Genomic DNA, 25,328 nt, shown 5'->3' with positions numbered 1-25,328 from the left:
GATGGTCACCGGAAGGTCCACCCCCACATGCGTCGCTTACTGCGGATGATGCGTTTGACGCTCCACTCGGGCCTCACGTGTCTCCTCTTTCCGCCTCGGTGGTGAAGGATCAGTCGGTGGGCACGGCGTCCTCGGGCTCGGGCGAGGTCCCTCGGGGGCGTGCGGGGCGTACCGGTTCGGGCCGTACCAGTTCCGGCGGTACCGCGGCCACGGAAGCGGTGCCGGTGAGTGTCATCGCGTCGGTGAGCTCTTCGATCAGCAGGTCGAGCACCCGCGCGACACCGTCTTCGCCGTCCACCGCGAGTCCGTACAGCACGGGGCGGCCGAGCAGGACGGCGTCCGCGCCCATCGCCCGCGCCGCCAGGACGTCGGCTCCCCGGCGCACACCGCCGTCGAGCAGGACCGTGCACGCGCCTCCCGCCGCGGCGACGACTTCCGGCAGCGCTTCCAAGGACGCAGGCGCGCCGTCGAGTTGGCGTCCTCCGTGGTTGGAGACGATGACCGCGTCGGCCCCCGCGGAGACCGCGCGCGCCGAGTCCGCTCCGGTGAGGATCCCCTTCAGCACGATGGGCAGCCGCGTGATCGAACGCAGCCAGTCCACCACGTCCCAGTTCTGCGCCGGGTCGAACTGGGTCAGGGCGTGGCCGGCCGGGTCGTCGAAGCCGTCCCCCCGCAGGTTGGCAGGCCCGACATCCGGTGGCAACCGGAACCCGTTGCGCAGGTCGCGCAGCCTCCGGCCCAGGTGGGGGGTGTCGACGGTGAACACGATCGCCTCGAACCGGGCACGTTCGGCGCGCTCCACGAGCCGGCGGATCGTCGCACGGTCCCGCAGGCAGTAGACCTGCAGCCACAGCGGTGCCTCGGCCGCCGCTGCCAGGTCCTCGATGCCGCGGCCGGCGAACATGCTGACGACGACCGGGACACCGCGCTTCCCCGCCGCCCGCACCGTGGCCAGTTCGCCCTCGGGGTGCGCCAGGGTCTGGTAGCCCATGGGGGCGACGGCCAGCGGGACCCCCCACGTACGGCCGAGGATCCTGGTCCGGAGTTCCGGCTTGGTGACGCCGCTCAGCACCGAGGGGCGCAGCCATGTCCGGTCGAAGGCCGTCGTGTTCGCCAGCAGTGTGCGCTCCTGGCCGGCGCCGCCTTCGAAGAAGTCCCAGACAGGCCGGTCCAGTCGTTCCCGTGCCAGCCGAGCGTAGTCGCCGAGCGAAAGCCGCATGAGCCCCTCCCCGGGCACGGACGCCGTCGGGCCATTTTCAAGCGCCAACTACCTGTGGAGCAAGGGAACTCGTCGAATGGACGAGTCGGCATCAATTCGACGCCGTTTTCCGGCGTAATGGCCTGCCAAGGCAGGAGAGAAGCAGAGAGAAGACGGTGCGGGAGAAAAGGGTGTTCAACTGCAGCCCGACTTCAGTTGAACGGCAACGGGAGAATTTCGGCAACGGGGATTTCGGGAACGCGAAACGCCCCGACGGGAGTTGGGGATTACCTGTGAAAGAACGCCGACCCCGTCGAGGGTATGGAGGGCCATGTCTACCAGTGCCCGCCTGCCGTTGTCGAGCGCCGCCCCGACCGCTCCACCTCAGGTACGGGCCAGCGGGTTCGGCAGCGGCAGATAGCGGGCGTCGGCGCCGTCCGCGCCGGTCCAGCGCAGCAGCAGGTTCGTCTTGCCGGGCAGGGTGGGCGCGCTGAGCAGGGCGTGTGCCTCGGGCAGGTCGTGGCGGGCCAGCTCGCGGCGGACGGCCGGCCAGGGGTCGAGGCCGGGGTGGTGCTCGGTGAGGGCGGCGGCGATCTCGACGAGGTGGTTGACGACGAGGCAGTACACGAGCCGTTCCCAGCCGGCGGCCCGCTCCACGTCCGTCAGGAGCTTGACGCCCTCGGCGTCCCGGAACAGCGCCTGCACCGGCATGCCGTCCTCGTCGACGGCGACCAGCGTGTTCTGCAGATGGGCCTCGAGGACGACGCCGTGCTCGGCGAAGACCGTGAGCGCGGGCGGCACGACGGCCCTCAGATACGCCTCCCACCAGGCCGCCGGGTCCGTCGCGGCGTCGAGCGGGCTGCCCGCGAAACCCTCCGTGAGGCCCGCGGCGAGCAGCGGGGTGGCGCCGGGCAGGACAGGGCCGTGCAGGCCGTCGCGGACCAGGACGGCCAGTTCCTCGAAGGCGAAGGACGCCGTCCGGTAGCCGCGGTCGCTCAACCAGGCCGCCGGGCCGCCCTGCGCGGCGAAGGCCCGGGTGACGGCCGCGTCGGTGCGGCGCAGCTTCAGCAGGTCGTGGCGCCACAGCCGGCGGACGTCGTTGGTGATGCGCACGTCCAGGCTGAACTTCAGGAACAGGTCCCGCTCGGGCGCGTACAGGGTGCGCACGGCGGCTGTCGGCCAGACCTCGAAGGAGGTGGCGGCGAGCCGCAGGAGGCGGCCGTCGGCGAAGGCCGGGGCCAGCTCCGGGCCCGTCAGGTCGAGCTGCCAGGGGTGGGCGGGCAGCAGCCGGTAGCCGGGCGGGGCCTCGCCGAGCGTGTCGAGCGCGGAGGTGTCGCCCTCCTCGACGACCAGGTCCTCGCGCACGGCGAGCAGCGCCAGGGGGAAGCGGGCGTACGCCTCCGGGGCGTACGGCAGCCAGCCGGCGACCGGGCCACCGCCGCGCGCCTTGGGGGCGGGGTGGTGGGGGTGGCCGGTGACGAGGGACTGCTCGGAGCGCAGATAGCCGCCGGTGGGCGGGGTGGCACACGCGCGTGCGGCGAGCAGCGCGGCGACCGCGTCCCGGCTGTCGGTCATCTCGATGGGCAGCTCGTGGTTGGAGAGGCCGGTGTGGCGGCGCAGCTCGTCGGCGACCAGTTTGACCAGCTCGGAGTGGCCGAGCGGCCGCCAGGTGTCCGCCGTGCGCAGCTCGGGCCCGGCGGGGCGGCGGGTGCCGCGCACCCGCAGCAGCCGGCCGGTGCCGGGCAGCCGGTACACCCGTCTGCCGTCCGGCCCCGCGGGCTCTGGCAGCGGCTCGGCCACCTCCCGCAGGAGGCAGTTGAGCAGCGGCGCCATGGCGCGGGCGTCGGCCGTGCCGTCGTCCACGGCGGCCTCGGCGGGCGGGGGGATGAGGTCCACGCGTTCCACTCGTTCCCTACGGTTCTTCTGGGCGGAGACGATCAGTATCGCTGTCGTCGCGGCCCCTCCATGACTCACGTACCCGCACCCCGAGGAGCCCACCCGTGGACCGACCTCCCACCGCCGAGGCCGAGGTGGCCGCCGAACTCTCCGGGCTGCGCCCGGACCTCGCTCCCCGGTACGCCGCCGCGCTGCCCGGCGCCCGGTCGGCCGTGCTGACCCGGCTGTGGCGGGCCCTCGCCCATGAGCCGCTGCCCTGGGTCACCGGCCGCGAGCCCGGCCGCGACCACCTCACGCTGCGGCTGGCGGACGGCCGACTGCTGAGCGGCCCGCGCGCCGACCCGTACGCGACCGCCGCGTATGTGACCGAGGTACGGCTGGGCGGGGTGGCGTACGACGATCCCGCGCGGCTGATGACGGCGCTGAGGGTGCCGCACGGCGGTGGTTTCGCGGCCGAACTCGGGCACAGCGCGGCGTCGTTGGCGCTCTCGCGTGCCGCGCGGGAACCCGTCTCGCGGGACTGGCCGACGCACGACTGGGAGTGGGAGCAGCGGGTCGTCGACGGCCATCCCTTTCACCCCAACTGCCGCTCCCGGCCCGGTTTCTCGGTGGCGGAGCAGTTGGCGTACGGCCCGGAGCACCGGCCGGTGGTGCGGCTGGGGCTGGTGCCGGTGCCGGCCGGGGAGTGCCTGGTGTCGGGAGTGTGGCCGGACGAACTGCGGGACGGGGAGCGGCTGTTGATCCCGGTGCATCCGTGGCAGGCGGCGCATGTGCTCAAGCGGTCCTGTGAGCGGGAGTTGCCGGCGCGTCCGCTGATGTCGCTGCGCACGCTGGCGCTGCCGTGCGGGCCGCATGTGAAGACCTCGCTGAGCGCCCGGCTGACGTCCTCGGTGCGGGACATCTCGGTCGGGTCGGTCGCCGCCTCGGCGGCCCTGTCGGCGTTCGCGGAGACCCTCGCCGCCCGCACGGACGGTCTGCTGCACGTCACGCGCACGCTGGGCGCGGCCACCCCCGACTCCCCCGAACTCGCCGCCGTGCTGCGGGAGTCACCGGCGGTGTACGCGGGACCGGGCGAGCGGGTCGTCCCGGTGGCCGCCCTCGCCACGACCGGTCTGCCCGGATCCCCCGGCTGGACGGCGGAGTTCGCGCGTCTCGCGCTCACCGTCGGGCTGCGGCTGCTGGAGTCGGGGGTGGCGCTGGAGGCGCACGGCCAGAACCTCCTGGTCGTGCTGTCGGCGTCGGGCGCCCCGCTGCGGCTGGTCTACCGCGATCTCGCCGACATCCGCGTCGGCCCCACCCGGCTGGCCCGGCACGGCGTCGCGCTGCCCGACGGCCTGCCCGCGCGGATCCTCACGGACGAGGAGACGGCCCTGCGGCGCAAGCTGTTCGGCTCGCTGGTGGCGGGCTCGCTGGCGGCGACGGCGGGCAGCGCCGCGGCACTGCGGGCGGCGCTCGACACCGCCGTACGGGATCTGCCGCGCACCCCCGATCTGGCGGCGCTGTGCGAGCGGCCGCTGCCGGCGAAGGCGCTGACGCTGATGCGGCTGTCGCCGGGGTCGAGCGGGGACCAGTGGGCCGAACTGCCCAACCCGCTGGTGTCACAAGTGAACTGAACATGTCCGCGGTGGTCGCGGCGGGCGTCGTTCACGCACTGTTGTCGACCCCGTTTTGTGGCGGGACACCCCTGATCAATAAGATCCGCCGATGATCAGAACACAACGGCTGGCGGCGGGCGTCTGCGCCCTGCTCGCCGCGCTCACGGCCGGGCTCGCGTTCCCGGCCGGGGCGGTCGCCGACGAGACCACCGCCCTCGCGCCCAAGGTCGACCTGGTCCTCGACGTGAGCGGTTCGATGCGGGCGAAGGACATCGACGGCGGGACGCGTATGGCCGCGGCCAAGCAGGCGTTCAACGAGGTGCTGGACGCGACCCCGGAGACCGTCCTCCTCGGCATCCGCACCCTCGGCGCGAACTACCCGGGAGACGACCAGAAGACGGGCTGCAAGGACACCGCGCAGCTCTACCCGGTCGGTCAGGTGGACCGTACCGAGGCCAAGGCGGCGGTGGCGACCCTGTCCCCCACCGGCTGGACGCCGATCGGCCCCGCGCTGCTGAAGGCGGCCGACGACCTCGACGGCGGCACCGGCTCGAAGCGGATCGTGCTGATCAGCGACGGCGAGGACACCTGCGCGCCGCTCGACCCGTGCGAGGTGGCGCGGGAGATCGCGGCCAAGGGCATCGGTCTGACCATCGACACCCTCGGCCTGGTGCCCAACACGAAGATGCGGCAGCAGCTCAGCTGTATCGCCGAGGCCACCGGCGGCACCTACACCTCGGTGGAGCACACCGACGAACTCACCGACAAGGTCAACCAGTTGGTGGACCGGGCGGCCGACCCGGTGGTGACGCCGGTCGCCACGGAGGGCGCGGACTCCTGCTCCAAGGCACCCACGCTCAAGTCGGGTCTGTACACCGACCGTGAGGAGTTCGGCCAGGAGCGCTGGTACCGGGTGGACGTCGAGCCGGGCCAGGAGCTGCGGGCGTCGGTGAGCGTGGCGTCGGACCGGGCGATGAACCCGGACTACGGGGTGCTGCTGCGGGCGGTCACCGTGCACGGCCGGGAGATCGTGCGCGGTGAGGCGGCGGGCAACGGCCGTACCGATGTCGTCTCGACCGGTCTGCGCTATCCGAAGGCGGACAGCGACGACGAGGACGCGGCGGCCGAGACGGTCTGTCTGCAGGTCACGAACTCGTTCTCGGCCGGCTCCGGGGTGAAGACCACGCCCGGTATGCCGGTGGAGCTGACCGTGGACGTGGTCGACGGCCCGTCGCAGGCGAGCGACGTGGCCTCCTTCGGTCTCGGGCGCGGCTGGTGGCTGCTCGGCCTGCTGGTGCTGGTCGGCTTCCTCGCGGGTCTGATCTGGGGCTGGCTGTCGCGCTGGCGTGTCGCGGTCTGGAGGACCAACTGATGCGGATCACACTGCTGCGGACCGCACTGCTGCGGACCACATTCCTGCGGACCACACGCGTGCTGGGTGGCGCGCTGCTGGCGCTGGGCCTGGCGGCCGGACCGGCCGCCGCGGACTCCTCGCCCTCCGCGAGCCCCTCCGGGGACGGTGCCGGGCCGACCTCGGCGGGCACCTCCTTCCGTACGGCGACGGAGGTCGAGCAGGGGCAGACGGCCACCGCGAGCGCCTCCACGGGTGACTACCTGTACTGGTCGTTCCCGGCGGACTCGGGCCAACGTCCCACCGTGAAGGCGGAGGTGAAGCTGCCGGAGTCGCACCTCGCCCAGACCTGGCAGATCGACGTGTACGACGGTCTGCGGCGCCGTCAGGCCTGCCAGTACGGCGCCCAGACCCGCACCGCCGCCCAGGACGCCGCCAGGGTGGAACTGGCGTGCGTGCTGCGCACGGTCCGCGCCTGGGCGGAGCCGTGGGCGAACGACCCGCTGCCGGGCACGTACTACATCCGGCTGACGGCCGTCGGTCTGAACACGGCCGACCTGGGCCAGCCGGTGAGCGCCGGACTGCACGTCGACTCCAAGGACATCGGCGGTGCGGCGGCCGTGGACGGCTCGCTGGCGAAGCCGCTCGTCCCGGGCATCGCGGTCACGTCCACGGCGGAGGACGAGGACGACTCGTCGGCGACGGCGGTGCTGTCGAGCATCGAGCCGGACGACGGCTGGGCCTCCGGCTGGTGGTCCGACCGCTGGGTGTGGACCGCGATCGGCGCGGTGCTGGCCGCGCTGGCCGGCATCGGCGGCTACACGCTGACCCGCGGCTCGGGGCGGCCCCAGCAGGTCCCACCGGGCGCCTGACCTCTCCTGACGCCCACTCAGAAGGCCCATCACCGCCCGGTGGTGGGCCTTCGGCGTGCCTCAGCCCTCCCGCAACGCCTTCGCGAGCGTCCCCTCCCCGCCGACCTCGATCCGCCCGGCGCGCACCGCGTCCAGCATCCCCAACTCCCCCCGGGCCACGGCCGCGCAGGTCCCGGCGTCCAGGACGAGCCGGGCGTCGGGCTCCCGGGGGGCGGGTCCGTCGCCGTGGACCGGCCCGTCCTGCGCGCCGACGTACAGGTGGAAGTCCCCTTCGTCCAGGCGGACTTCGAGGAGGCTCCCCTCGCCCTGCCGGACGTCGGGGAAGTCCTCGCCCTGCAGTGCCCGCAGCAGGGGCAGCGCGAACCAGTGGGCGCGGACGGCGTCGGTGGGGCGGCGCTCGCCGAGTTCGCCCTCGCCCCAGCGGCCCAGCGCCTGCAGCACAGGCAGCAACTCCCGTCCCCGTTCGGTGAGTTCGTAGACGTAGGCCGCGCCCGGCGGGGGCAGTCGGCGGCGGGTGGTCAGGCCGTCCCGTTCCATGTCCCTCAGCCGGCCGGCGAGCACGTCCGTGCTGACGCCCGGCAGGTCGGCGTGCAGGTCCGTGTACCGGCGCGGGCCCGCGAGCAGCTCCCTGACGATCAGCAGGGTCCAGCGGTCCCCGACGACGTCGAGCGCCCGGGCGGCGGAGCAGTACTGGTCGTAGCTTCGACGAGGTGACATGCGACGCAGTCTAGACATGTCGTTGGACTTTCCAAGCTGGAACTTGGTAAAACCAAGCAACACACGAAACCGGAGGGGCGAGCGAGCATGGAGTTCCGGCAGTCGAACAAGCTCAGCGAGGTCTGTTACGAGATCCGCGGCCCGGTGGTCGAGCACGCCAACGCACTGGAGGAGGCGGGCCACAGCGTGCTCCGCCTGAACACCGGCAACCCCGCGCTCTTCGGTTTCGAGGCGCCGGAGGAGATCCTCCAGGACATGATCCGGATGCTGCCGAAGGCGCACGGCTACACCGACTCGCGCGGCATCCTCTCCGCCCGCCGGGCCGTGGCCCAGCGCTACCAGACCCTGGGCCTGGAGGTCGGCGTCGACGACGTCTTCCTCGGCAACGGGATCTCCGAGCTGATCGCGATGGCCGTACAGGCGCTGGTCGAGGACGGCGACGAGATCCTCATCCCCGCCCCCGACTTCCCCCTGTGGACGGCCGTGACCACCCTCGCGGGCGGCAAGGCGGTCCACTACCTGTGCGACGAGCAGGCCGACTGGTACCCCGACCTGGACGACATGGCGTCGAAGATCACGGACCGCACCAAGGCCGTGGTCATCATCAACCCCAACAACCCCACCGGCGCGGTCTACCCCCGGGAGATCGTCGAGGGCATCCTCGACCTGGCCCGCCGGCACGGTCTGATGGTGTTCGCCGACGAGATCTACGACCAGATCCTGTACGACGACGCCGTACACCACTCGGCCGCCGCGCTCGCCCCGGACCTGGTCGTACTGACCTTCTGCGGGCTCTCGAAGACGTACCGGGTGGCGGGCTTCCGCTCGGGCTGGCTGGTCGTGACTGGCCCCAGGCAGCACGCGCGCGACTACCTGGAGGGCCTGACCATGCTGGCCTCCATGCGGCTGTGCGCCAACGCGCCCGCCCAGTACGCCATCCAGGCCGCGCTCGGCGGCCGGCAGTCCATCCGCGACCTCACCACTCCGGGCGGCCGGCTGCACGAGCAGCGGAACGTGGCCTGGGAGAGGCTCAACGAGATCCCGGGCGTGTCCTGTGTGAAGCCGAAGGGCGCGCTGTACGCGTTCCCGCGCATCGACCCCAGGGTCCATCCGATCCACGACGACGAGAAGTTCATCCTGGATCTGCTGCTGCAGGAGAAGATCCAGGTGGTCCAGGGCACGGGCTTCAACTGGCCCACGCCCGACCACTTCCGTATCCTCACCCTCCCGCACGCGGAGGACCTGGAGACGGCGATCGGCAGGATCGGACGGTTCCTGAGCGGCTATCGGCAGTAGGGCGCAGCGGTCGTACGGTGTCGATCACTGTCGTACCCTGACAGACGTGGACGATCTCATCCTCGTCGGCACGGTGAAACCGAGTGGTCGCGGTCCGGGCGGCACACGGGCTGGACGGACGTTCCGCTGACCAAGCACGGGCGGGACGAGGCCCGGCGGCTGACCGCGCTGATCGGGTCGCTGCGGGTCGGCGCGCCCTGGGGGTACCCCCTCTGGGGGAGGGATTACGGCGGGTACGAGGGCGTCACGACGGCCGAGATCCAGCGGACCCGGCCCGGCTGGTTCCTGTTCGACGACGGGGTGGCGCCGGGTCCGCCCGAGCACCCCGGGGAGACGCCCGAGGAGGTCGGCGAGCGGGCCGACCGGGTGCTCGCGAGGGTGCGGGGGGCAGCCGCCGACGGGGAGGTGGCGCTGGTGGCGCACGGGCACTTCCTGCGGGTGCTGACCGCCCGCTATCTCGGACTGGCACCCTCGGCCGGGGCGCTGTTCCGGCTCAGAGCCTGTGTCATATCCCCGGGCACGCTGGGCCGGCTGGGCACGGAGCACGGGCGGCCGGTGGTCGCCGCCTGGAATGTCAGACCCGGGTCGTAGCCTTCGAGTGGGCCCCGCTGGAGGGCAGGACGCGAAAGGGGGCACGCCGTGACCCGACCGCCGACCGCCGCGCAACGGCGGGTGATCGAGGCCGCCGAACCCGTCACGGGCCGGCTCAGGGGTACGGAGGCGCAGCTCGCGGCGCTGGTCGGGCGGGGGCTCGCCTTCCGGCATCCGCGGCCGCCGCACGACCACTTCCTGACCCCTGCGGGCCATCGCATACGGGAGTCGGGGACGCAGGCCGGGTCCGCGCCCGCTCCCGAGGCTCCCGAGGCTCCGAAGGCGGAGACCGGCACCGGGGTGTTCGCGGCGCGGGCCGGTGGCGAGGCGGACACCGGCGCGGACGGCCCGGCACGTGCGCGTGAGGTGCACAGCGCCTGGCAGGGCCTGCTGGAGCTGCGCCGGATGACGAATCCGGACGGGTCGGTGGAGCGGCCCTGCGGCTGGGAGCGCACCCATCTGGTCCGGGCCGCGTCCCTCGCCCTGGAGGCCGCGGGACACCGCCCCGCCGGGCCGGACACCGGCGGATACCGTGTGCGGGCCACCCCCCAGCCGGAGGCCGTCGCCGTGCGCGGGCCGGACGACGCGACGCTGAGAGCCTGTGCGGCGACACTGGAGAAGGCGGGCTGGCAGGTCGGCGAGCACACCGATCCCCGGACCCGGGCGCGCTATCTGCTGGCTTCCCCACGCCGAGTGTGAGGGACATGCCAAGATCGAGGCCCGGCGCACCGATCTCTCGTCGACAAGGGGAAGAACACCGTGAGCGAGCCGTTTTCCGTCCGCTTAACCGTCCGCGGGTACGAGACGGACGTCATGGGTCACGTCAACCAGAGCGTGTACATCAACTACGCGGAGCACGCCCGCTGGTCGCTGCTGCAGGCCGCGGGCATCAGCCAGAGCGGGCTGACCGGTCAGGGGGTGGGACCGGTCGCCCTGGAGACGACCATCCGCTACCGGCGCGAACTCCTCGCGGGCGACGAGATCGACGTCTCCTGCGCCTTCGAGTGGAGCGGCGGCAAGACGTTCCGGATCCGGCAGACCATCACCCGGACCGACGGTACGGTGGCGGCCGAACTCACCGCGGTGGGAGGGCTGCTGGACCTCAAGGAGCGACGCATGGTGGCGAACCCGCAGGGCTACTTCAAGGAACTGGCGAGCGACCCGGGCCTGTTCGGGCTGTGACGTCATGCCGGGACGCGAACCGACCGCTTGTCGTGTCCCACTCACAGCACCGTCCCATCTGCGTCCCACGCCATTCCCAAGATCCTGCGGCAGGCTCAACTGCCTTTGACAGCACCTGACTTGGGAGATGACGTTGCCCTTTCCGCACGCACGAGCCGCCCGTCGCACCCTGCTCGCCGCCCTCGGTGCCGCAGCGCTCGCCACGCAGTGGCCCTCGGCCGAGGCCGCCACCGCGACCGGACTCGCCGATCCGGAGAAGAAGGACATCGCGATGCGGCTGGTGTCCAGTGCGGAGAACTCGTCACTGAACTGGAAGGCGCAGTACAAGTACATCGAGGACATCGGCGACGGCCGCGGCTACACCGGCGGCATCATCGGCTTCTGCTCCGGTACGAGCGACATGCTGGCCCTCGTCGAGCTGTACACCGATCGGCACCCGGACAACGCCCTGGCCGCGTATCTGCCGGCGCTGCGCGCGGTGAACGGCACCGACTCGCACGAGGGTCTCGACCCGGGCTTCCCGGCCGCCTGGCGCAAGGCGGCGAAGACGGCCGGTTTCCGCAAGGCCCAGCGCGACGAACGGGACCGCGTCTACTTCGACCCGGCGGTCGCCCGGGGCAAGAAGGACGGCGTCGGCACCCTCGGCCAGTTCGTCTACTACGACGCCCTCGTCATGCACGGCCCGGGCACCGACGCCCTGAGCTTCGGCGGCATCCGCGAGCGGGCCCGCGCCCACGCGGACACCCCGACGGACGGCGGCGACGAGACGACGTACCTGCACGCCTTCCTCGACGCCCGGGTGTGGGCGATGAAGCAGGAGCCGGCGCACAGTGACGTGTCCCGGGTCGAGACCGCCCAGCGGGTGTTCCTGAAGAACGGGAACCTCGACCTGGAACCGCCGCTCAAGTGGAAGGTGTACGGCGACAGTTACGAGATCGACTGAGCGGCGATCCGCGCCAGCCGCCGGGCCTCCTCGCGGGTCGCGCGGGCGATCGTGTCCTCGTCGGCGGTGAGCAGCCGGCCGTTCTCGACGATCTGCCGGCCGTTCACGAACGAGGCGGTCACCGGGGCCGCCGCGCCCAGGACCAGCGCGGCGACCGGGTCGGCGATGGAGGCGTGGGCGAGGGTGTCGAGGCGCCACAGCACCAGGTCGGCGAGCTTGCCCGGCTCCAGGGAGCCGATCTCCCGTGCCCGGCCCAGCACTTGGGCGCCGCCGTAGGTGCCGAGGCGCAGTGCCTGACGGGCGTTCAGGGCGGCCTCGCGGTGGGCGCCGAGGCGGTTGACGAGCAGGGCGTTGCGCAGTTCGGTGTGGAGTTCGCCGGACTCGTTGGACGCCGTGCCGTCGACGCCGAGGCCGACCGGGACACCGGCCGCCAGCATGTCGGGAACGCGGGCGATACCGGCGGCCAGCCGGGCGTTGGACGACGGACAGTGGGCGACACCCGTCCTCGTCCGCGCGAAGGCCTCGATGTCGGAGTCGTTCATGTGGACGCAGTGCGCCATCCACACGTCCTCGCCGAGCCAGCCGGTGGACTCGAAGTAGTCGGTCGGGCCCATACCGAACAGCTCGTGGCAGAACTTCTCCTCCTCGACCGTCTCCGAGCCGTGGGTGTGCAGCCGCACCCCGAGCCGACGGGCCAACTCGGCTCCCTGACGGAGGAGTTCGGTGGAGACGGAGAAGGGCGAGCAGGGCGCCACGGCGACCTGGGTCATCGCGTCGAAGGAGCCGTCGTGGTGCTCCTTGACCGTCGCCTCGGTGGCGGCGAGGGCCCCGTCGAGGGTCTCGACGGCGAAGTCCGGGGGCAGGCCGCCGTCCTTCTCGCTGCGGTCCATCGAGCCACGGGCCAGGGTGAAGCGGACGCCCATGTCACGGGCGGCGCCGATGATCGCGCCGGAGAGGTCGCCGGAGCCCTCGGGGAAGACGTAGTGGTGGTCCATGGCGGTGGTGACCCCGCCCCGGGCCATCATCGCCAGCGACCCCCGGGCCGCCGCGCGGACCATCGGCTCGTCGATGCGCGCCCAGGTCGGGTACAGCGCGACCAGCCAGTCGAACAGGTTGTGGTCGGTGGCCAGGCCCCGGGTGATCCACTGGTAGAAGTGGTGGTGGGTGTTGACCAGGCCGGGGGTGGCCAGATGGCCGGTGGCGTCGATCCGGCGTACGACGTTCTGGAGGCCCTCGGGGGCCCGGCCCGGGCCGACCGTCTCGATGCGGTTGCCGGCCAGGACTACATGTCCGGCCTCGTACTCGGTGTCGTCGGCGTCGACGGTGGCGATCGAGCAGTTCTCGATGACGACGCGCTGGAGGGCTGCTGCCATGGTCCGTCCTTCAGAGGTTGGTGAGGTCCGCCGGGATCTTCGCCTCGCAGCCGTCCCTGAGGACGGTGGCCTCGATCAGGCCGTACGGGCGGTCGGCGGCGAAGAACACCTCGTTGTCGTTCTTGAGCCCGAACGGCGCCAGGTCGACCAGGAAGTGGTGCTTGTTGGGGAGGGAGAAGCGGATCTCGTCGATCTCGTCACGGTGGTCGATGATCCGCGCGCCCATCGCGTAGAGGGTCTGCTGGAGCGAGCGGGAGTACGTCTCGGCGAAGGCCCGCAGCAGATGCCCCTTCACCTCGGCGTACGACTCCTCCCAGTCGGGCGCGTCCTCGGCGTCGTCGCTCCAGTGGAAGCGCCAGCGGGCCGAGACGTCGGTGGCGAGGACACGGTCGTACGCCTCGGGGAGCGTCGTGTACTTGTCCTTGACGTAGCCCCAGAACTCCGAGTCGGTCGAGTTCATGACGGTCAGACCCTTGAGGCCGGAGACGACCTCCCAGGAGGTGCCGTCGTACGTGATCTGGGTGAGACGGGTCTCCTGGCCCGCGCGGACGAAGGAGTGGTCGCCCTCCCCGGAGTGCTCGATGCGCTCCCAGGCGTACTCCTCGATGCGGACGCGGGCCCGGTGGATGGTGTCCTGGCTGGTGACGAAGTGCCGGGCGAGATGGATGCCGAACTGCTCAGCGGAGTCGATGCCGTGCTCCTTGGCGAACGCGTACACCGTGTTCTTGGTGGTGTCGGTCGGCAGGACGCTGGCGTTGGAGCCCGAGTAGTGGACCTCGTCCATGTCGCCGGACAGCGACACCGACACGTTCAGGTCCTTGATGTGGTGGGTGGCTCCGTCCCGCGTGATCCTGACGACTCGGTTCTCGGCCTTGCCGTACTGGTTCTGTCCCAGAAAGGTGGGCATGGTAGCTAGCTCCCTCGGTATACGGAGTAGCCGAACGGGTTGAGCAGCAGCGGTACGTGGTAGTGCTCGCCCGGTACGACGGCGAACGTGACCGTCACCTCCGGGAAGAACACCGGGGCACCGCTGTCCCGATTCGCGGGGGCGTCCTGCTGCGCCTCGGCTCGCTGGTTCTCGACGTCTCGCTGGTTCTCGAAGTACGGCTCGACGGCGAAGTCGAGCCGTACCCGGGTGGTTCCCTCCGGCAGGGCCGGGAGGTCCTTGCACCGGCCGTCCGCGTCGGTCGCGGAGCCGCCGAGTACCCGCCACTCGGCGTCGCGGCCGCCGCGTGCGGACAGTGCGACGGCGACGCCCCGGGCGGGGCGGCCGACGGAGGTGTCCAGGATGTGGGTGGACACGGAGGCGGTGGTGGCGGTGCTCATGGTCGGGATCGGTCCTCTTCCACGGGGGCGACGAGCCGGGCCAGCCGGATGAGGTTGATCCTGCCCAGCTCGGTGCGGACGATCTCGCGTTCGCGCTCCGGCGTGTTGCCGAGGCGTTCCCGGGCGGCGTCGCGCATCTCCGCGCCGGTCCGGCCGGTGGCGCAGATCAGGAACACATGGCCGAACCTCTCCTGGTAGGCCAGGTTGAGTTCGAGCATCTCCGCCCTGAGGTCCTCGGACGCCCCGGCCATACCGCGCTGCTCGCGGGCCGAGGTCGGATCCCCCGGCCTGGGTCGGCCGATCGGCGGATGCCCGGCCATCGCCTCGGCCAGGTCCGCCTCGGTCAGCTCCGCCATGGCGGCGTCGCTCGCGGCGTACAGGTCGTCGGCGGCGGCGTAGGGGCGGCCGGCGACCAGGCGCCGCCCCCAGGCGGCGGACGCGCACGCCTCATGGAGGACGGCAGCCGCCGCGTGCTCCTCCAGCTCGTTGAACCGGGCCAGGCCCGGGGGCGTCGAAGTCGAAGTCACGGGGCCAGCTAACGCCTCCCCGTGACCCCGCGTCAACACTTTGTTGAAAATTCCCGGTTACGGGGTCCCGACTCCGACAGGGCCGCGCTTCAGGCCCCTTTCTCCCGGTTCAGGTAGTTGTAGACCGTGAAGCGGCTGACGCCGAGCGCGCTCGCGACCGTCTCCACACCGTGCCGTACGGAGAAGGCGCCGCGCGCCTCGAGTATCCGGACGACCTCCTGCTTGGCCTTGCGGTCCAGGTCGGCGAGGGGCTTGCCCTTCTTGCGCTCCATGGCGGCCAGGATGTGGTCCAGGGAGTCGGCGAGCTGGGGCAGGCGTACGGCGACGACGTCGACGCCCTCCCAGGCGAGGACCACGTCGTCGGGGCCGGCCTCGTCGGGCGGGACCATCTCGCCACCCATAGCGTCGACCAGGGGTTTCACGGCCCCGATGAAGGCGTCGTCACCGGTGGCGGTCATGCGCCCTCCCCCTCACGGGCGGCCTCGGAGATGACGTTGACCTGGAGGGTGATCCGGGTGGCGCCCGCGCCGAGCGAGCGGCGCAGCAGGGCGTCCACGGCGGCGAGCACCGCGTCGGTGCCGCCCTCCGCGGCGTTGCCGAACGGCCCGACGTCGACCGCGTCCAGGTCGGCGGCCTCGATCACCTCGCGGGCGACCAGCGCGTGCGCCGGCGCCTCGTCCAGGTCGAAGGGCTCGGTGGTGAACTCCACTTTCAGTCGCATCGCGCCCCCACACCTCTCCGACCGGCCTCACCAGGACCCCGACCTTAACGGACCGGGCAGACGCACACCCTTGACAAGCCACAACCCGAGCGCCAGCCTTCCAATAAGCAGAAAATAACTTCCACCATACGGAATTAACGCGGAATCGCCCGAACTGCGGCTCACCGACACCGAAGGGAGCGCGGCACCCCATGGGAATCGAAGACCGGCGCTTCACCGTCAACCTGTCGATCCTCTTCACGGAACTCCCGCTCCTGGAGCGCCCCGCTGCCGCCGCCGCGGCCGGCTTCACCGCGGTCGAGCTGTGGTGGCCCTGGGTCGACTCCCCCACGCCCGCGCGGTCCGAGCTCGACGCGCTGAAGGGCGCGATCGAGGCCGCGGGCGTCCGGCTGACCGGCCTGAACTTCTACGCCGGACGACTCCCGGGCCCGGACCGCGGCGTCCTGTCGCTGCCCGGTGAGGAGTCGGAACGCTTCCGCGCCAACGTCGAGGTGGCCGCCGGCTTCGCCGGTTCCCTCGGCTGTACGGCGCTCAACGCGCTCTACGGCAACCGCGTGGACGGCGTCGACCCGGCCGCGCAGGACGCGCTCGCCCTGGAGAACCTCGCGCTCGCCGCCCGGGCCGCCGACCGGATCGGCGCGACCCTGCTGATCGAGGCCCTGAACCGGCCCGAGTCGCCCCGGTATCCGCTGGTGAGCGCCGAGGCCGCGGTCGAGGTCGCCGACCGGGTGAACGCGGCGACGGGCCTCGGCAACGCGAAGTTCCTGATGGACCTGTACCACCTGTCGATGAACGACGAGGACCTGCCGCGGGTGATCGACACCCACGCGGCGCGCACCGGCCACGTCCAGATCGCCGACAACCCCGGCCGCGGGGCGCCCGGCACGGGCTCGCTGCCGCTGGCGGACCTCCTCGACCGGCTGGCGAAGGCCGGATACGACGGCTGGATCGGCCTGGAGTACAAGCCCGGCGACCGGCCGAGCGCCGAGGCCTTCGGCTGGCTCCCTCGTGAAGCCCGCGAGACCCGTTAGGCCCGCCAGGCCCGCGCCGCCCGCTGCCCCCCGTACCGAGAGGCTCCCGCCATGAGCAACGCACCCCTCCCCAAGGTCGCCTGGATCGGCCTCGGCATCATGGGCTCCCCCATGTCCGAGAACCTGGTCAAGGCGGGTTACGACGTCACCGGATTCACGCTGGAGCAGGACAAGCTGGACCGGCTGGCCGCCGCCGGAGGCAGGGCCGCCGGTTCGATCGCCGAGGCGGTGCGCGACGCCGACGTGATCATCACGATGGTGCCGGCCTCCCCGCAGGTCGAGGCCGTCGCCTACGGCCCGGACGGCATCCTCGAGAACGCCCGCCCTGGTGCCCTGCTCATCGACATGTCCTCGATCACCCCGCAGACCTCCGTCGGCCTGGCGGGGGCGGCGCGGGAGAAGGGCGTCCGGGTCCTGGACGCGCCGGTGTCCGGCGGTGAGGCCGGGGCGATCGAGGCCGTGCTGTCCATCATGGTCGGCGGTGAGCAGGCCGACTTCGACGCCGCGAGGCCGCTCTTCGAAGCGCTCGGCAGGACCGTCGTACGGTGCGGACCTCACGGCAGCGGGCAGACCGTGAAGGCCGCCAACCAGCTGATCGTCGCCGTGAACATCCAGGCGTGCGCCGAGGCCGTGGTCTTCCTGGAGAAGTCGGGCGTGGACCTCGAGGCCGCGCTGGACGTGCTGAACGGCGGCCTCGCCGGCTCGACGGTCCTGACCCGGAAGAAGGAGAACTTCCTGCGGCGCGACTTCGGGCCGGGCTTCCGTATCGACCTGCACCACAAGGACATGGGGATCGTCACCGACGCGGCCCGTGCCGTCGGCGCGGCCCTGCCGGCCGGTGCCGTGGTGGCCCAGCTCGTGGCCTCACTGCGCGCCCAGGGCGACGGCGGCCTGGACCACTCGGCGCTGCTGCGGGCCGTGGAGCGCCTCTCCGGCGCCCGGGTCTGACACCCGCGCCCCTCCGGCGCGCCCGAGTTCTCCGCGTGCGGAACCGCCCCGCCCGCAGGAGGCTGAAGGCATGGCACATCCAACGGAGCATCCGCATGTCGTGGTGCATCCGCCGGCCCTCGACGGATCCCGGCGGGTGACCGAGGGCGACGAGACGCTGGGGATCGCCACGCACGCGGACGACGTCAGCGAGATCCTGCGCCTGGCCGACCTGTATGTGACCGATCTCGAGGAGAGCGACTTCATCGAGTGGCAGGGCGGCGGGCCGGACGACTGGCCGGGGCTGTCGGAGCACCACCCGCAGCATCCGGCATAGACGGTATGGGCAAACCTCAAATCAACCTCTGAACATGGATCGGCAGGCTTCAACCGGGCCCGGGTGCGGGCACATTGTGGTCACACGAGGCCCGCCGGCACGGGGGTGGCGGGCTTCGTGGAACGGGGGATGCCGTGAGGGGCGGCCGCTGAGCGGCCGCCCCTCACGCGCTGCGGGGTCAGGCCTTCAGCGGCCTGACCGAGGTCGGGGCGTGGCCCGGTTCGGTGGCGGGTTCCTCGAACTCCACGACCGCGCCGATGTCGTTGGTGACGCTCATCGCGATGTTGGTGACGCGCTCCAGGATCGCCTCGACGACGACCGGCACCCGGAACTCGGCGGCGAGCTTGCGGGCCCGCTCGAAGGCCGCGCCCAGCTCACCCGGGTCGGTCACCCGGATCGCCCTGCAGCCGAGGCCCTCGGCGACCTTCACATGGTCGACGCCGTACACGCCCAGCTCCGGCGCGTTGAGGTTCTCGAACTCCAGACTGACCTGGAAGTCGATGTCGAAGGCCCGCTGGGCCTGGCGGATCAGGCCCAGGTAGGCGTTGTTCACGAGGACATGGATGTACGGGATCCGGTGCTGTGCGCCGACCGCCAGCTCCTCGATCATGAACTGGAAGTCGTAGTCGCCGGAGAGGGCGACGACCTGGGCGTCCGGGTCGGCCTTGGCGACGCCGAGGGCCGCCGGGATGGTCCAGCCGAGCGGGCCCGCCTGGCCGCAGTTGATCCAGTGACGCGGCCGGTGGACCTGCAGCAGCTGGGCGCCGGCGATCTGGGAGAGGCCGATGGTGGTGACGTACCGGGTCTCGGGGCCGAAGGCCTTGTTCATCTCCTCGTAGACGCGCTGCGGTTTGATCGGGACGTCGTCGAAGTGCGTACGGCGCTGGAGGGTGGCCCGCTTCTCCTGCGCCGCCGCCGCCCAGGCGGACCGGTCGGGGAGCCTGCCCGCCGCCTTCAGTTCCCTGGCCGCCTCGACGAACAGGGCGAGGGCCGCCCCGGCGTCGGAGGGGATGCCGTAGTCGGGGGCGAAGATCCGGCCGATCTGGGTGGGGTCGATGTCGACGTGGACGAAGGTGCGGCCCCGCGTGTAGACGTCGAGCCGGCCGGTGTGGCGGTTGGCCCAGCGGTTGCCGATGCCGAGGACGAAGTCGGACTCCAGGAAGGTCGCGTTGCCGTAGCGGTGCGAGGTCTGCAGGCCGACCATGCCGGCGTTCAGCTCGTGGCCGTCGGGGATCGCGCCCCAGCCCATCAGGGTCGGCACGACCGGGGTGCCGGTGAGCTCGGCGAACTCCACGAGGAGTTCGCAGGCGTCGGCGCCGATGATCCCGCCGCCCGCGACGATCAGCGGGCGCTCGGCGGCGTTGAGCATGCCGAGCGCCTTGTCGATCTGGGCGCGGGTCGCGGCCGGCCGGTGGACGGGCAGTGGCTCGTACGTGTCCGGGTCGAACTCGATCTCCGTCAGCTGGACGTCGACGGGCAGGTCGATCAGGACGGGGCCGGGGCGGCCGGAGCGCATCAGATGGAAGGCCTGCTGGAAGACGCCGGGGACCTGGGCCGCCTCCATGACGGTGACGGCCATCTTGGTCACGGGCCGGGCGATCGAGGCGATGTCGACGGCCTGGAAGTCCTCCTTGTGGATCACGGCGGTCGGGGCCTGGCCCGTGATGCACAGGATCGGGATCGAGTCGCCGGTCGCGGAGTAGAGCCCGGTGATCATGTCGGTGCCGGCCGGCCCCGAAGTGCCGACGCAGACGCCGATGTTGCCCGGGTGGGTGCGGGTGTAGCCCTCGGCCATGTGTGAGGCGCCCTCGACATGGCGGGCGAGGGTGTGGTCGATGCCGCCGCAGGCCTTGAGCGCCGCGTAGAACGGGTTGATCGCCGCGCCGGGGACACCGAACGCGGCGGTGACGCCCTCGCGCCTGAGGACTTCGACTGCCGCGCGGGCAGCGGTCATTCGAGCCATCGAGTGCTCCTCTTCGCCTGTGGGAATCGCTCTCTCGTTGCGCCCGCCGCGAGAACTTCCGCAATATGGAAAGTATTTTCTACTATCTGGAAGCAATGTAAGGGGGTGGGCAAAGGTCGTCAAGAGACGGACAGGAGCGGGCCGGAGGAGGACGATGGGGCCATGTCCGAGAGCGTGCCGGTGCGCTGCCCGGCCTGCCGGCGCGAGCGCCTCTACACCGTGCCGTCGTATCTGTGCGCGTGCGGTGCCCCCGTCGCCCCGGCGCTCGATCCGGCGGCGGCGCCGACAGCCGTCGTGCACCGCGCCTGGGACGAGGACTGGGTCACCCTGCACTGCGTGTCCTGCGGCCGCGAGGGCCAGTGGCCGCACCCGGAACTGGGCTGCCCCTGCGGAACGGCCCTGCGGCTCCCGGTGACCGGAGGGACACGGCCCCGGGAACCGGAACCGGAGACACGGGAACCCGAGGCACAGGAGCCGGAGCCGGGGCCGACCACGCTCCACCGCCCCGTCTTCCGGTCCGTCGCCATCCGGACCGCCCTCGACGCGGTCACCGCCGCCGCCCTCTATCTGCGCTGGCTGGGCCATGGCGATGTCCGGCGGGCCGATCAGCGGCCCACCTCGGGGATCGGTCTCGCCGCCCCCGGCCTGCTCGCCCAGGTCGACCCGAGTGTGCGACCGGCCGCGCTGCGGGACGTGGAGTGTCTGTGGCTGACGGCGATGGCCCAGTCCTCGGACTGTGTGTACTTCTCCCTCGCCGGGTACGCCGACGAGGCCCGCGCCGGCGCCGACCGGCTGCGCGTCCCGCTGTTCCTGCTGGACCTGACGGGCACCCCGCGACCCGTGAACGCGGCGGCCGCCGCCCTCGACGCCAGGGGCGCCTAGGGCCTGTCCAGCCGATCAAGTCGCAGGAAAGCACCGGTGCCTTGCCAGTGCCGGGAAGCGGGGTCTGGTGCGTGCAGCTGCAAGGCGGAGGAGGGCGTCGACGCGATGGGGGTCCCCCCGCTCGAGCGCAGTCGAGAGTGGGGGAGTCGGCAACCGACGACAACGCCGCAGCTGTGCGTGCCAGACCCCGCGTCTGCGGCATGATCGGCCGGACAGGTCCTAAGGCGGCGACGGCCGTCGGCGGGACTCAGCTGCCGTACGTCTCCCGCAGCTCGATCTTGCGGACCTTCCCGGACACGGTCATCGGGAACGCCTCCAGCACCTGGAGCCTGCTGGGGACCTTGTAGTGCGCGAGCCGCCCCTCGCAGTAGGCGCGCAGCTCCTCCAGGGTGAGCGGTTCCGCGGCCTCGCGCGGGATCACACAGGCGAGGACCTCCTCGCCGTACCGCTCGTGCGGGACGCCGACGACCTGGACGTCCTGGATCTTCGGGTGGCCGTGGAGGAACTCCTCGATCTCGCGCGGGTAGATGTTCTCCCCGCCCCGGATGATCATGTCCTTGATGCGGCCGACTATCTCCACGTAACCGTCCTCGCGCATCACCGCCAGGTCGCCGGTGTGCATCCAGCGGCCCGCGTCGATCGCCTCGGCGGTCTTCTCGGGCTCGTTCCAGTAGCCGAGCATCACGCTGTAGCCGCGGGTGCACAACTCGCCCGCCGTGCCGCGCGGTTGCGTCACCCCGGTCGCGGGGTCGACGACCTTCACCTCGATGTGCGGCAGGACCCGGCCGACCGTGCCGGTGCGGTGTCCCAGGTCGTCGTCGCGACGGGTCTGGGTGGAGACGGGCGAGGTCTCGGTCATGCCGTAACAGATCGACACCTCGGCCATGTTCATCTCCGAGACGACCCTCTTCATCACCTCCACCGGGCAGGGCGAGCCCGCCATGATGCCGGTGCGCAGGGAGGAGAGGTCGTACGACGCGAAGTCGGGGAGTCCGAGCTCCGCGATGAACATGGTCGGCACGCCGTACAGGGAGGTGCAGCGCTCCTGCTGGACCGCCTCCAGGGTGGCCCTGGGTTCGAAGGAGGGGGCCGGGATCACCACGCAGGCGCCGTGAGAAGTGGCCGCCAGGTTCCCCATCACCATTCCAAAACAATGGTAGAAGGGCACCGGGACGCAGATCCGGTCCTGCTCGGTGTAGGCGATCATCTCGCCCACGAAGTAACCGTTGTTGAGAATGTTGTGATGGGACAGGGTGGCGCCCTTGGGGAAGCCGGTCGTCCCCGACGTGTACTGGATGTTGATCGGGTCGTCGCAGGACAGGCCGTCCGCGAACGACACCGGCGTGCCCCGGGCGATCAGGGCCTCCCAGCTCGGATCCCCGATGAAGACGGTCTCCCTCAACTCCGGGCAGCTGTCCCGCACTTGCCCGACCATCGCCCGGTAGTCGCTCGTCTTGTGGCCGAGGGAGGCGAAGAGGAGGCGGACGCCGGCCTGGTGGAGGACGTACTCCACCTCGTGGGTGCGGTAGGCCGGGTTGACGTTCACCATGATCGCGCCGATGCGCGCGGTGGCGTACTGGACCAGCACCCTCCCCCACTGCCTTAAGGGCGTGGGAGGTGCCCCCACGGGCAGTTGACCGCCCAGATGCCCACCCGGTCGCCCTTGGCGATCCCGCTCGCGAGCAGCGCGTACGCCAGCTCGTCGACGTCGGCGGCGAACCGGGCGTAGGTCCAGCGCCGTCCCGAGGGCACGTCGACGAGCGCCTCACGGTCCGGCCAGGCGGCGACGGCCCGGTCCAGGTTCGCTCCGATGGTGTCGCCGAGCAGGGCGGTCCCGCTGGTCCCGTGCGTGTACGAGCCTGCCGTCGCCGGAGCGCCGGAGGCCGCTGTCGCGGGAGAGCCGGAGGCCGCCGCCACAGGACCGCCGGAGGCCGCCGTCACCGGAAGTCCTCCTCGCGGTACTCGTCGCCCGAGCCCGCCGCCGTCGCCTCCCGGAGCTCGATGCGGCGGATCTTGCCGGAGACGGTCTTGGGCAGCGGGGCGAACTCCAGGCGGCGGATGCGCTTGTAGGGGGCGAGGGTCTCGCGGGAGTGCTCGAACAGCACCTTCGCCGTGTCCGGGCCCTGCTGCCAGCCCTCCGCCAGGACCACGTACGCCTTCGGCACGGCGAGGCGCAGCTCGTCCGGCGCGGGCACGACGGCCGCCTCGGCCACCGCCTCGTGCTCCAGCAGCGCGCTCTCCAGCTCGAACGGGCTGATCTTGTAGTCGGAGGCCTTGAACACGTCGTCGGCGCGGCCCACGTAGGTGATGTAACCGTCGGCGTCGCGGGCGCCGATGTCGCCGGTCCGGTAGTAGCCGCCGCCCATCGCCTCCGCCGTACGGTCGGGGTCGCCGTGGTAGCCGGTCATCAGGCCCACCGGCCGTTCCGAGAGGTCGAGCGCGATCTCGCCCTCCGCCGCGCCGGGCGCGCCCGAGACCGGGTCGAGCAGTTCCACGCGGTAGCCGGGGCTGGGCCGGCCCATCGAGCCGGTCTTCAGCTTCTGGCCGGGGCTGTTGGCGACCTGCACGGCCGTCTCCGTCTGCCCAAAGCCGTCCCGGATCGTCACCCCCCAGGCCCTGCGCACCTGTTCGATCACCTCGGGGTTGAGCGGCTCGCCGGCCGCGACGGCCTCCCTCGGCGGGGTGGCCAGCTGGGTGAGGTCGGCCTGGATGAGCATCCGCCACACGGTGGGCGGGGCGCAGAACGTGGTGACGCCAGCGCGGTCCATCTCCGCCATCAGCCGGGCCGCGTCGAAGCGCGTGTAGTTGTGGATGAAGACGGTGGCCTGCGCGTTCCAGGGCGCGAAGAGGTTCGACCAGGCGTGCTTGGCCCAGCCCGGCGAGGAGATGTTCAGGTGCACGTCACCGGGCTTGAGGCCGATCCAGTACATGGTCGCCAGATGCCCGACCGGGTACGAGGTGTGGGTGTGCTCGACCAGCTTGGGGCGGGCGGTCGTACCGGAGGTGAAGTACAGCATCAGCGGGTCGTCGGCGAGGGTGGGGCCGTCGGGCGTGAAGCCCGCGGGCGCGGCGTAGGCGTCCTCGTACGCCTGCCAGCCCTCGGGCGCGCCGCCGACCGCGATGCGGGTGTAGTCGCCGGGCACCTCGTCGAACTTGGCGGTGTCCTCGGAGCGTACGAGGACGTGCCGGACCCGGCCGCGCTCGACGCGGTCGCGCAGGTCGGCGGGGCCGAGCAGCGGGGTGGCGGGGATGACGACGGCGCGCAGCTTCATCGCGGCGAGCGCGGTCTCCCACAGTTCGGCCTGGTTGCCGAGCATGACGAGGACGCGGTCCTCGGCGGCCACCCCCTGTCCGCGCAGCCGGTTCGCGACCCGGTCGGAGCGTTCGGACAGCTCGGCGAAGGTCAGCCGGGTCTCGGTGCCGTCCTCCTCCACGATGTGCAGGGCGGTGCGGTCGTTGCCCTCCGCGATGACGTCGAACCAGTCGAGGGCCCAGTTGAACTGCTTCGGGCGGGGCCAGGCGAAGCCCTCGCAGGCGGCTGTGTAGTTCTCACGGTGTTCCAGCAGGAAGTCCCGTGCCCTGCGGAACTGTTCGGTCGCCGTCGTCATCGGTGTCCTCCTCGGTGCCGGACCATTGCCGGGCGGCTCTCCGACATCGTGTAATCCGTGATGGGGGTCTCACTACCCCCGAACGGGGGGAGTGCGGCGCGCGGGGGTGACATGTGGGATCATCCCCAGCCACGCGGAAAGGGCGAGGACGTGGCAGCAGACCCAGCCGGTACGGCGGAGATCCGCGGGGCGCTGGCGCGCCTGCGGCGTATGACGGGGCTGCCGGTCGCCTTCGGCGGCCTGGTGGAGCCGGGGCGTTCCCGGATGCGGATCAGCGAGTTCAGCGGCGCGGCCACGCTCGCGCTCAGCGGGCTCGCGGTGACCTCGGGCAACGGCCTCGGCGGCAAGGCGGTCGCGCTGGCCCGCCCGTGCGTGGTCACCGACTACTCGCTCTCCCGGCAGATCAGCCACGAGTACGACGCGGCGGTCGCCGAGGAGGGGCTGCGCTCGGTGCTGGCGATCCCGGTGGTGGTACGGCGCCGGGTGCGCGGGGTGCTCTACGGCGCGCTGCGCACCGCCCAGCCGCTGGGCGACCGCACCCTGAACACGGCGGTGGTGGTGGCGCGGGACGTGGAGCAGGCGCTGGTCGTCGAGGACGAGGCGCGCGCTCTGCTGTGCGAGGCCGGGCGGCGGCCCGCCCGTGACACCGCTCCCGGGCCGGGCTGGGAGCAGGTGCGGGAGGCGCATGCCGCTCTGCGGGCGCTGGCCCCGAGGATCGGTGACCCGGCGCTGCGCGCGGAGCTGCTGGAGGCCTGCGGTCTGCTGACGCCGGGCGAGGGCGGGCAGCCGGTCCAGCTGGCGCCCCGGGAGCTGGACGTGCTGGCGTGTGTGGCGGCGGGGGCGACGAACGCGGTGGCCGCTGAGCGGCTGGGGCTGCGGTCGGAGACCGTGAAGGCGTATCTTCGCTCGGCCATGCGGCGGCTTGGGGCGCATACCCGGGGTGAGGCCGTGGCCGCGGCGCGGCGGGCGGGGCTGCTTCCCTAGCGCGCCGT

General features: G+C 72.0%; 24 protein-coding genes and 1 pseudogene. 13 read left to right on the top strand and 12 right to left on the bottom strand.

The window, feature by feature from the left end:
* Positions 1 to 109 precede the first annotated feature (109 nt).
* Positions 110 to 1,219 (bottom strand): alpha-hydroxy acid oxidase, encoded by a 1,110-nt coding sequence (locus tag ACLZN2_RS12270; protein ID WP_416978428.1) that lies wholly within the window; start codon positions 1,217 to 1,219, stop codon positions 110 to 112.
* Positions 1,220 to 1,582: 363 nt separating this feature from the next.
* Positions 1,583 to 3,103, bottom strand: a complete 1,521-nt coding sequence (locus tag ACLZN2_RS12265) for an IucA/IucC family protein (protein ID WP_416978452.1) — start codon at positions 3,101 to 3,103, stop codon at positions 1,583 to 1,585.
* Positions 3,104 to 3,198: 95 nt separating this feature from the next.
* On the opposite strand from ACLZN2_RS12265, the gene ACLZN2_RS12260 reads away from it, so the two are divergent.
* From ACLZN2_RS12260 to ACLZN2_RS12250, 3 genes are all read left to right on the top strand, one after another.
* The gene (locus tag ACLZN2_RS12260) at positions 3,199 to 4,707 is read left to right on the top strand and encodes an IucA/IucC family protein (RefSeq protein ID WP_416978427.1); all 1,509 of its coding nucleotides are present in this window, start codon (positions 3,199 to 3,201) and stop codon (positions 4,705 to 4,707) included.
* 91 nt (positions 4,708 to 4,798) lie between these two features.
* The gene (locus ACLZN2_RS12255; RefSeq protein WP_416978426.1) at positions 4,799 to 6,061 is read left to right on the top strand and encodes a VWA domain-containing protein; all 1,263 of its coding nucleotides are present in this window, start codon (positions 4,799 to 4,801) and stop codon (positions 6,059 to 6,061) included.
* Positions 6,061 to 6,912 carry a hypothetical protein gene (locus ACLZN2_RS12250; protein WP_416978425.1) on the top strand — a complete coding sequence of 284 codons (852 nt, stop codon included), beginning with the start codon at positions 6,061 to 6,063 and terminating at the stop codon, positions 6,910 to 6,912. Before ACLZN2_RS12255 ends, ACLZN2_RS12250 begins: the two co-directional genes overlap by 1 nt.
* A gap of 60 nt (positions 6,913 to 6,972) precedes the next feature.
* On the opposite strand, the gene ACLZN2_RS12245 is transcribed toward ACLZN2_RS12250, so the two are convergent.
* Positions 6,973 to 7,629, bottom strand: a complete 657-nt coding sequence (locus tag ACLZN2_RS12245; protein WP_416978424.1) for a winged helix-turn-helix transcriptional regulator — start codon at positions 7,627 to 7,629, stop codon at positions 6,973 to 6,975.
* A gap of 87 nt (positions 7,630 to 7,716) precedes the next feature.
* Between ACLZN2_RS12245 and ACLZN2_RS12240 the strand changes: the two genes are divergently transcribed.
* The 5 genes from ACLZN2_RS12240 (at position 7,717) to ACLZN2_RS12220 (ending at position 11,641) form a co-directional block, all read left to right on the top strand.
* Complete coding sequence (locus tag ACLZN2_RS12240) at positions 7,717 to 8,925, top strand: pyridoxal phosphate-dependent aminotransferase (RefSeq protein WP_416978423.1); 1,209 nt, start codon at positions 7,717 to 7,719, stop codon at positions 8,923 to 8,925.
* Positions 8,926 to 8,952: 27 nt separating this feature from the next.
* Positions 8,953 to 9,516 carry a histidine phosphatase family protein gene (locus ACLZN2_RS12235; RefSeq protein WP_416978451.1) on the top strand — a complete coding sequence of 188 codons (564 nt, stop codon included), beginning with the start codon at positions 8,953 to 8,955 and terminating at the stop codon, positions 9,514 to 9,516.
* 48 nt (positions 9,517 to 9,564) lie between these two features.
* A complete protein-coding gene (locus ACLZN2_RS12230; protein WP_416978422.1) occupies positions 9,565 to 10,215 on the top strand; it encodes a hypothetical protein in 651 nt (216 codons plus the stop codon).
* 60 nt (positions 10,216 to 10,275) lie between these two features.
* Positions 10,276 to 10,698 (top strand): acyl-CoA thioesterase, encoded by a 423-nt coding sequence (locus ACLZN2_RS12225; protein ID WP_416978421.1) that lies wholly within the window; start codon positions 10,276 to 10,278, stop codon positions 10,696 to 10,698.
* Between the two features lie 127 nt (positions 10,699 to 10,825).
* On the top strand, positions 10,826 to 11,641 hold the full coding sequence (locus ACLZN2_RS12220; protein ID WP_416978420.1) for a chitosanase: 816 nt from the start codon (positions 10,826 to 10,828) through the stop codon (positions 11,639 to 11,641).
* Here the strand turns inward: ACLZN2_RS12220 and ACLZN2_RS12215 are convergent.
* The 6 genes from ACLZN2_RS12215 to ACLZN2_RS12190 all read right to left on the bottom strand — a co-directional run bounded on the left by ACLZN2_RS12215 (position 11,626) and on the right by ACLZN2_RS12190 (position 15,588).
* Complete coding sequence (locus tag ACLZN2_RS12215) at positions 11,626 to 13,014, bottom strand: 8-oxoguanine deaminase (protein ID WP_416978419.1); 1,389 nt, start codon at positions 13,012 to 13,014, stop codon at positions 11,626 to 11,628. The two genes, ACLZN2_RS12220 and ACLZN2_RS12215, sit on opposite strands and share 16 nt — an antisense overlap.
* A 10-nt stretch (positions 13,015 to 13,024) precedes the next feature.
* The gene (gene pucL / locus ACLZN2_RS12210) at positions 13,025 to 13,921 is read right to left on the bottom strand and encodes a factor-independent urate hydroxylase (protein WP_416978418.1); all 897 of its coding nucleotides are present in this window, start codon (positions 13,919 to 13,921) and stop codon (positions 13,025 to 13,027) included.
* A 5-nt stretch (positions 13,922 to 13,926) separates the two neighbouring features.
* Positions 13,927 to 14,340 carry a hydroxyisourate hydrolase gene (gene uraH / locus ACLZN2_RS12205; protein WP_416978417.1) on the bottom strand — a complete coding sequence of 138 codons (414 nt, stop codon included), beginning with the start codon at positions 14,338 to 14,340 and terminating at the stop codon, positions 13,927 to 13,929.
* Positions 14,337 to 14,867, bottom strand: a complete 531-nt coding sequence (gene uraD / locus ACLZN2_RS12200; protein ID WP_416978416.1) for a 2-oxo-4-hydroxy-4-carboxy-5-ureidoimidazoline decarboxylase — start codon at positions 14,865 to 14,867, stop codon at positions 14,337 to 14,339. Before uraD ends, uraH begins: the two co-directional genes overlap by 4 nt.
* Before the next feature lie 89 nt (positions 14,868 to 14,956).
* Positions 14,957 to 15,325, bottom strand: coding sequence for a helix-turn-helix domain-containing protein (locus ACLZN2_RS12195; protein WP_416978415.1), 369 nt, complete (start codon positions 15,323 to 15,325; stop codon positions 14,957 to 14,959).
* On the bottom strand, positions 15,322 to 15,588 hold the full coding sequence (locus ACLZN2_RS12190; protein ID WP_416978414.1) for a hypothetical protein: 267 nt from the start codon (positions 15,586 to 15,588) through the stop codon (positions 15,322 to 15,324). The genes ACLZN2_RS12195 and ACLZN2_RS12190 overlap by 4 nt, the downstream gene beginning before the upstream one ends.
* Before the next feature lie 191 nt (positions 15,589 to 15,779).
* On the opposite strand from ACLZN2_RS12190, the gene ACLZN2_RS12185 reads away from it, so the two are divergent.
* The 3 genes from ACLZN2_RS12185 (at position 15,780) to ACLZN2_RS12175 (ending at position 17,883) form a co-directional block, all read left to right on the top strand.
* On the top strand, positions 15,780 to 16,619 hold the full coding sequence (locus ACLZN2_RS12185) for a TIM barrel protein (protein ID WP_416978413.1): 840 nt from the start codon (positions 15,780 to 15,782) through the stop codon (positions 16,617 to 16,619).
* 51 nt (positions 16,620 to 16,670) lie between these two features.
* Positions 16,671 to 17,567 (top strand): 2-hydroxy-3-oxopropionate reductase, encoded by an 897-nt coding sequence (locus ACLZN2_RS12180; protein ID WP_416978412.1) that lies wholly within the window; start codon positions 16,671 to 16,673, stop codon positions 17,565 to 17,567.
* Between the two features lie 70 nt (positions 17,568 to 17,637).
* Positions 17,638 to 17,883, top strand: a complete 246-nt coding sequence (locus ACLZN2_RS12175; RefSeq protein WP_416978411.1) for a hypothetical protein — start codon at positions 17,638 to 17,640, stop codon at positions 17,881 to 17,883.
* Between the two features lie 178 nt (positions 17,884 to 18,061).
* Here the strand turns inward: ACLZN2_RS12175 and gcl are convergent, their stop codons facing one another.
* Positions 18,062 to 19,846 (bottom strand): glyoxylate carboligase, encoded by a 1,785-nt coding sequence (gene gcl / locus ACLZN2_RS12170; RefSeq protein ID WP_416978410.1) that lies wholly within the window; start codon positions 19,844 to 19,846, stop codon positions 18,062 to 18,064.
* A gap of 162 nt (positions 19,847 to 20,008) precedes the next feature.
* Between gcl and ACLZN2_RS12165 the strand changes: the two genes are divergently transcribed.
* Positions 20,009 to 20,728, top strand: coding sequence for a hypothetical protein (locus ACLZN2_RS12165; RefSeq protein WP_416978409.1), 720 nt, complete (start codon positions 20,009 to 20,011; stop codon positions 20,726 to 20,728).
* Between the two features lie 247 nt (positions 20,729 to 20,975).
* Here the strand turns inward: ACLZN2_RS12165 and ACLZN2_RS12160 are convergent.
* Positions 20,976 to 22,645, bottom strand: a pseudogene (locus ACLZN2_RS12160) (AMP-binding protein).
* A gap of 20 nt (positions 22,646 to 22,665) precedes the next feature.
* Entirely contained in the window at positions 22,666 to 24,336 is a 1,671-nt protein-coding gene (locus tag ACLZN2_RS12155) for an AMP-binding protein (RefSeq protein ID WP_416978408.1), read from the bottom strand.
* A 111-nt stretch (positions 24,337 to 24,447) separates the two neighbouring features.
* On the opposite strand from ACLZN2_RS12155, the gene ACLZN2_RS12150 reads away from it, so the two are divergent.
* Positions 24,448 to 25,320: a response regulator transcription factor gene (locus tag ACLZN2_RS12150; protein ID WP_416978407.1), complete on the top strand. Its 873-nt coding sequence runs from the start codon at positions 24,448 to 24,450 to the stop codon at positions 25,318 to 25,320.
* Positions 25,321 to 25,328: the final 8 nt, after the last annotated feature.

It is taken from the genome of Streptomyces sp. T028, assembly GCF_048159505.1.
Classification (GTDB): Bacteria; Actinomycetota; Actinomycetes; order Streptomycetales; family Streptomycetaceae; genus Streptomyces.
This window is presented reverse-complemented; position numbering and strand designations above follow the sequence as displayed.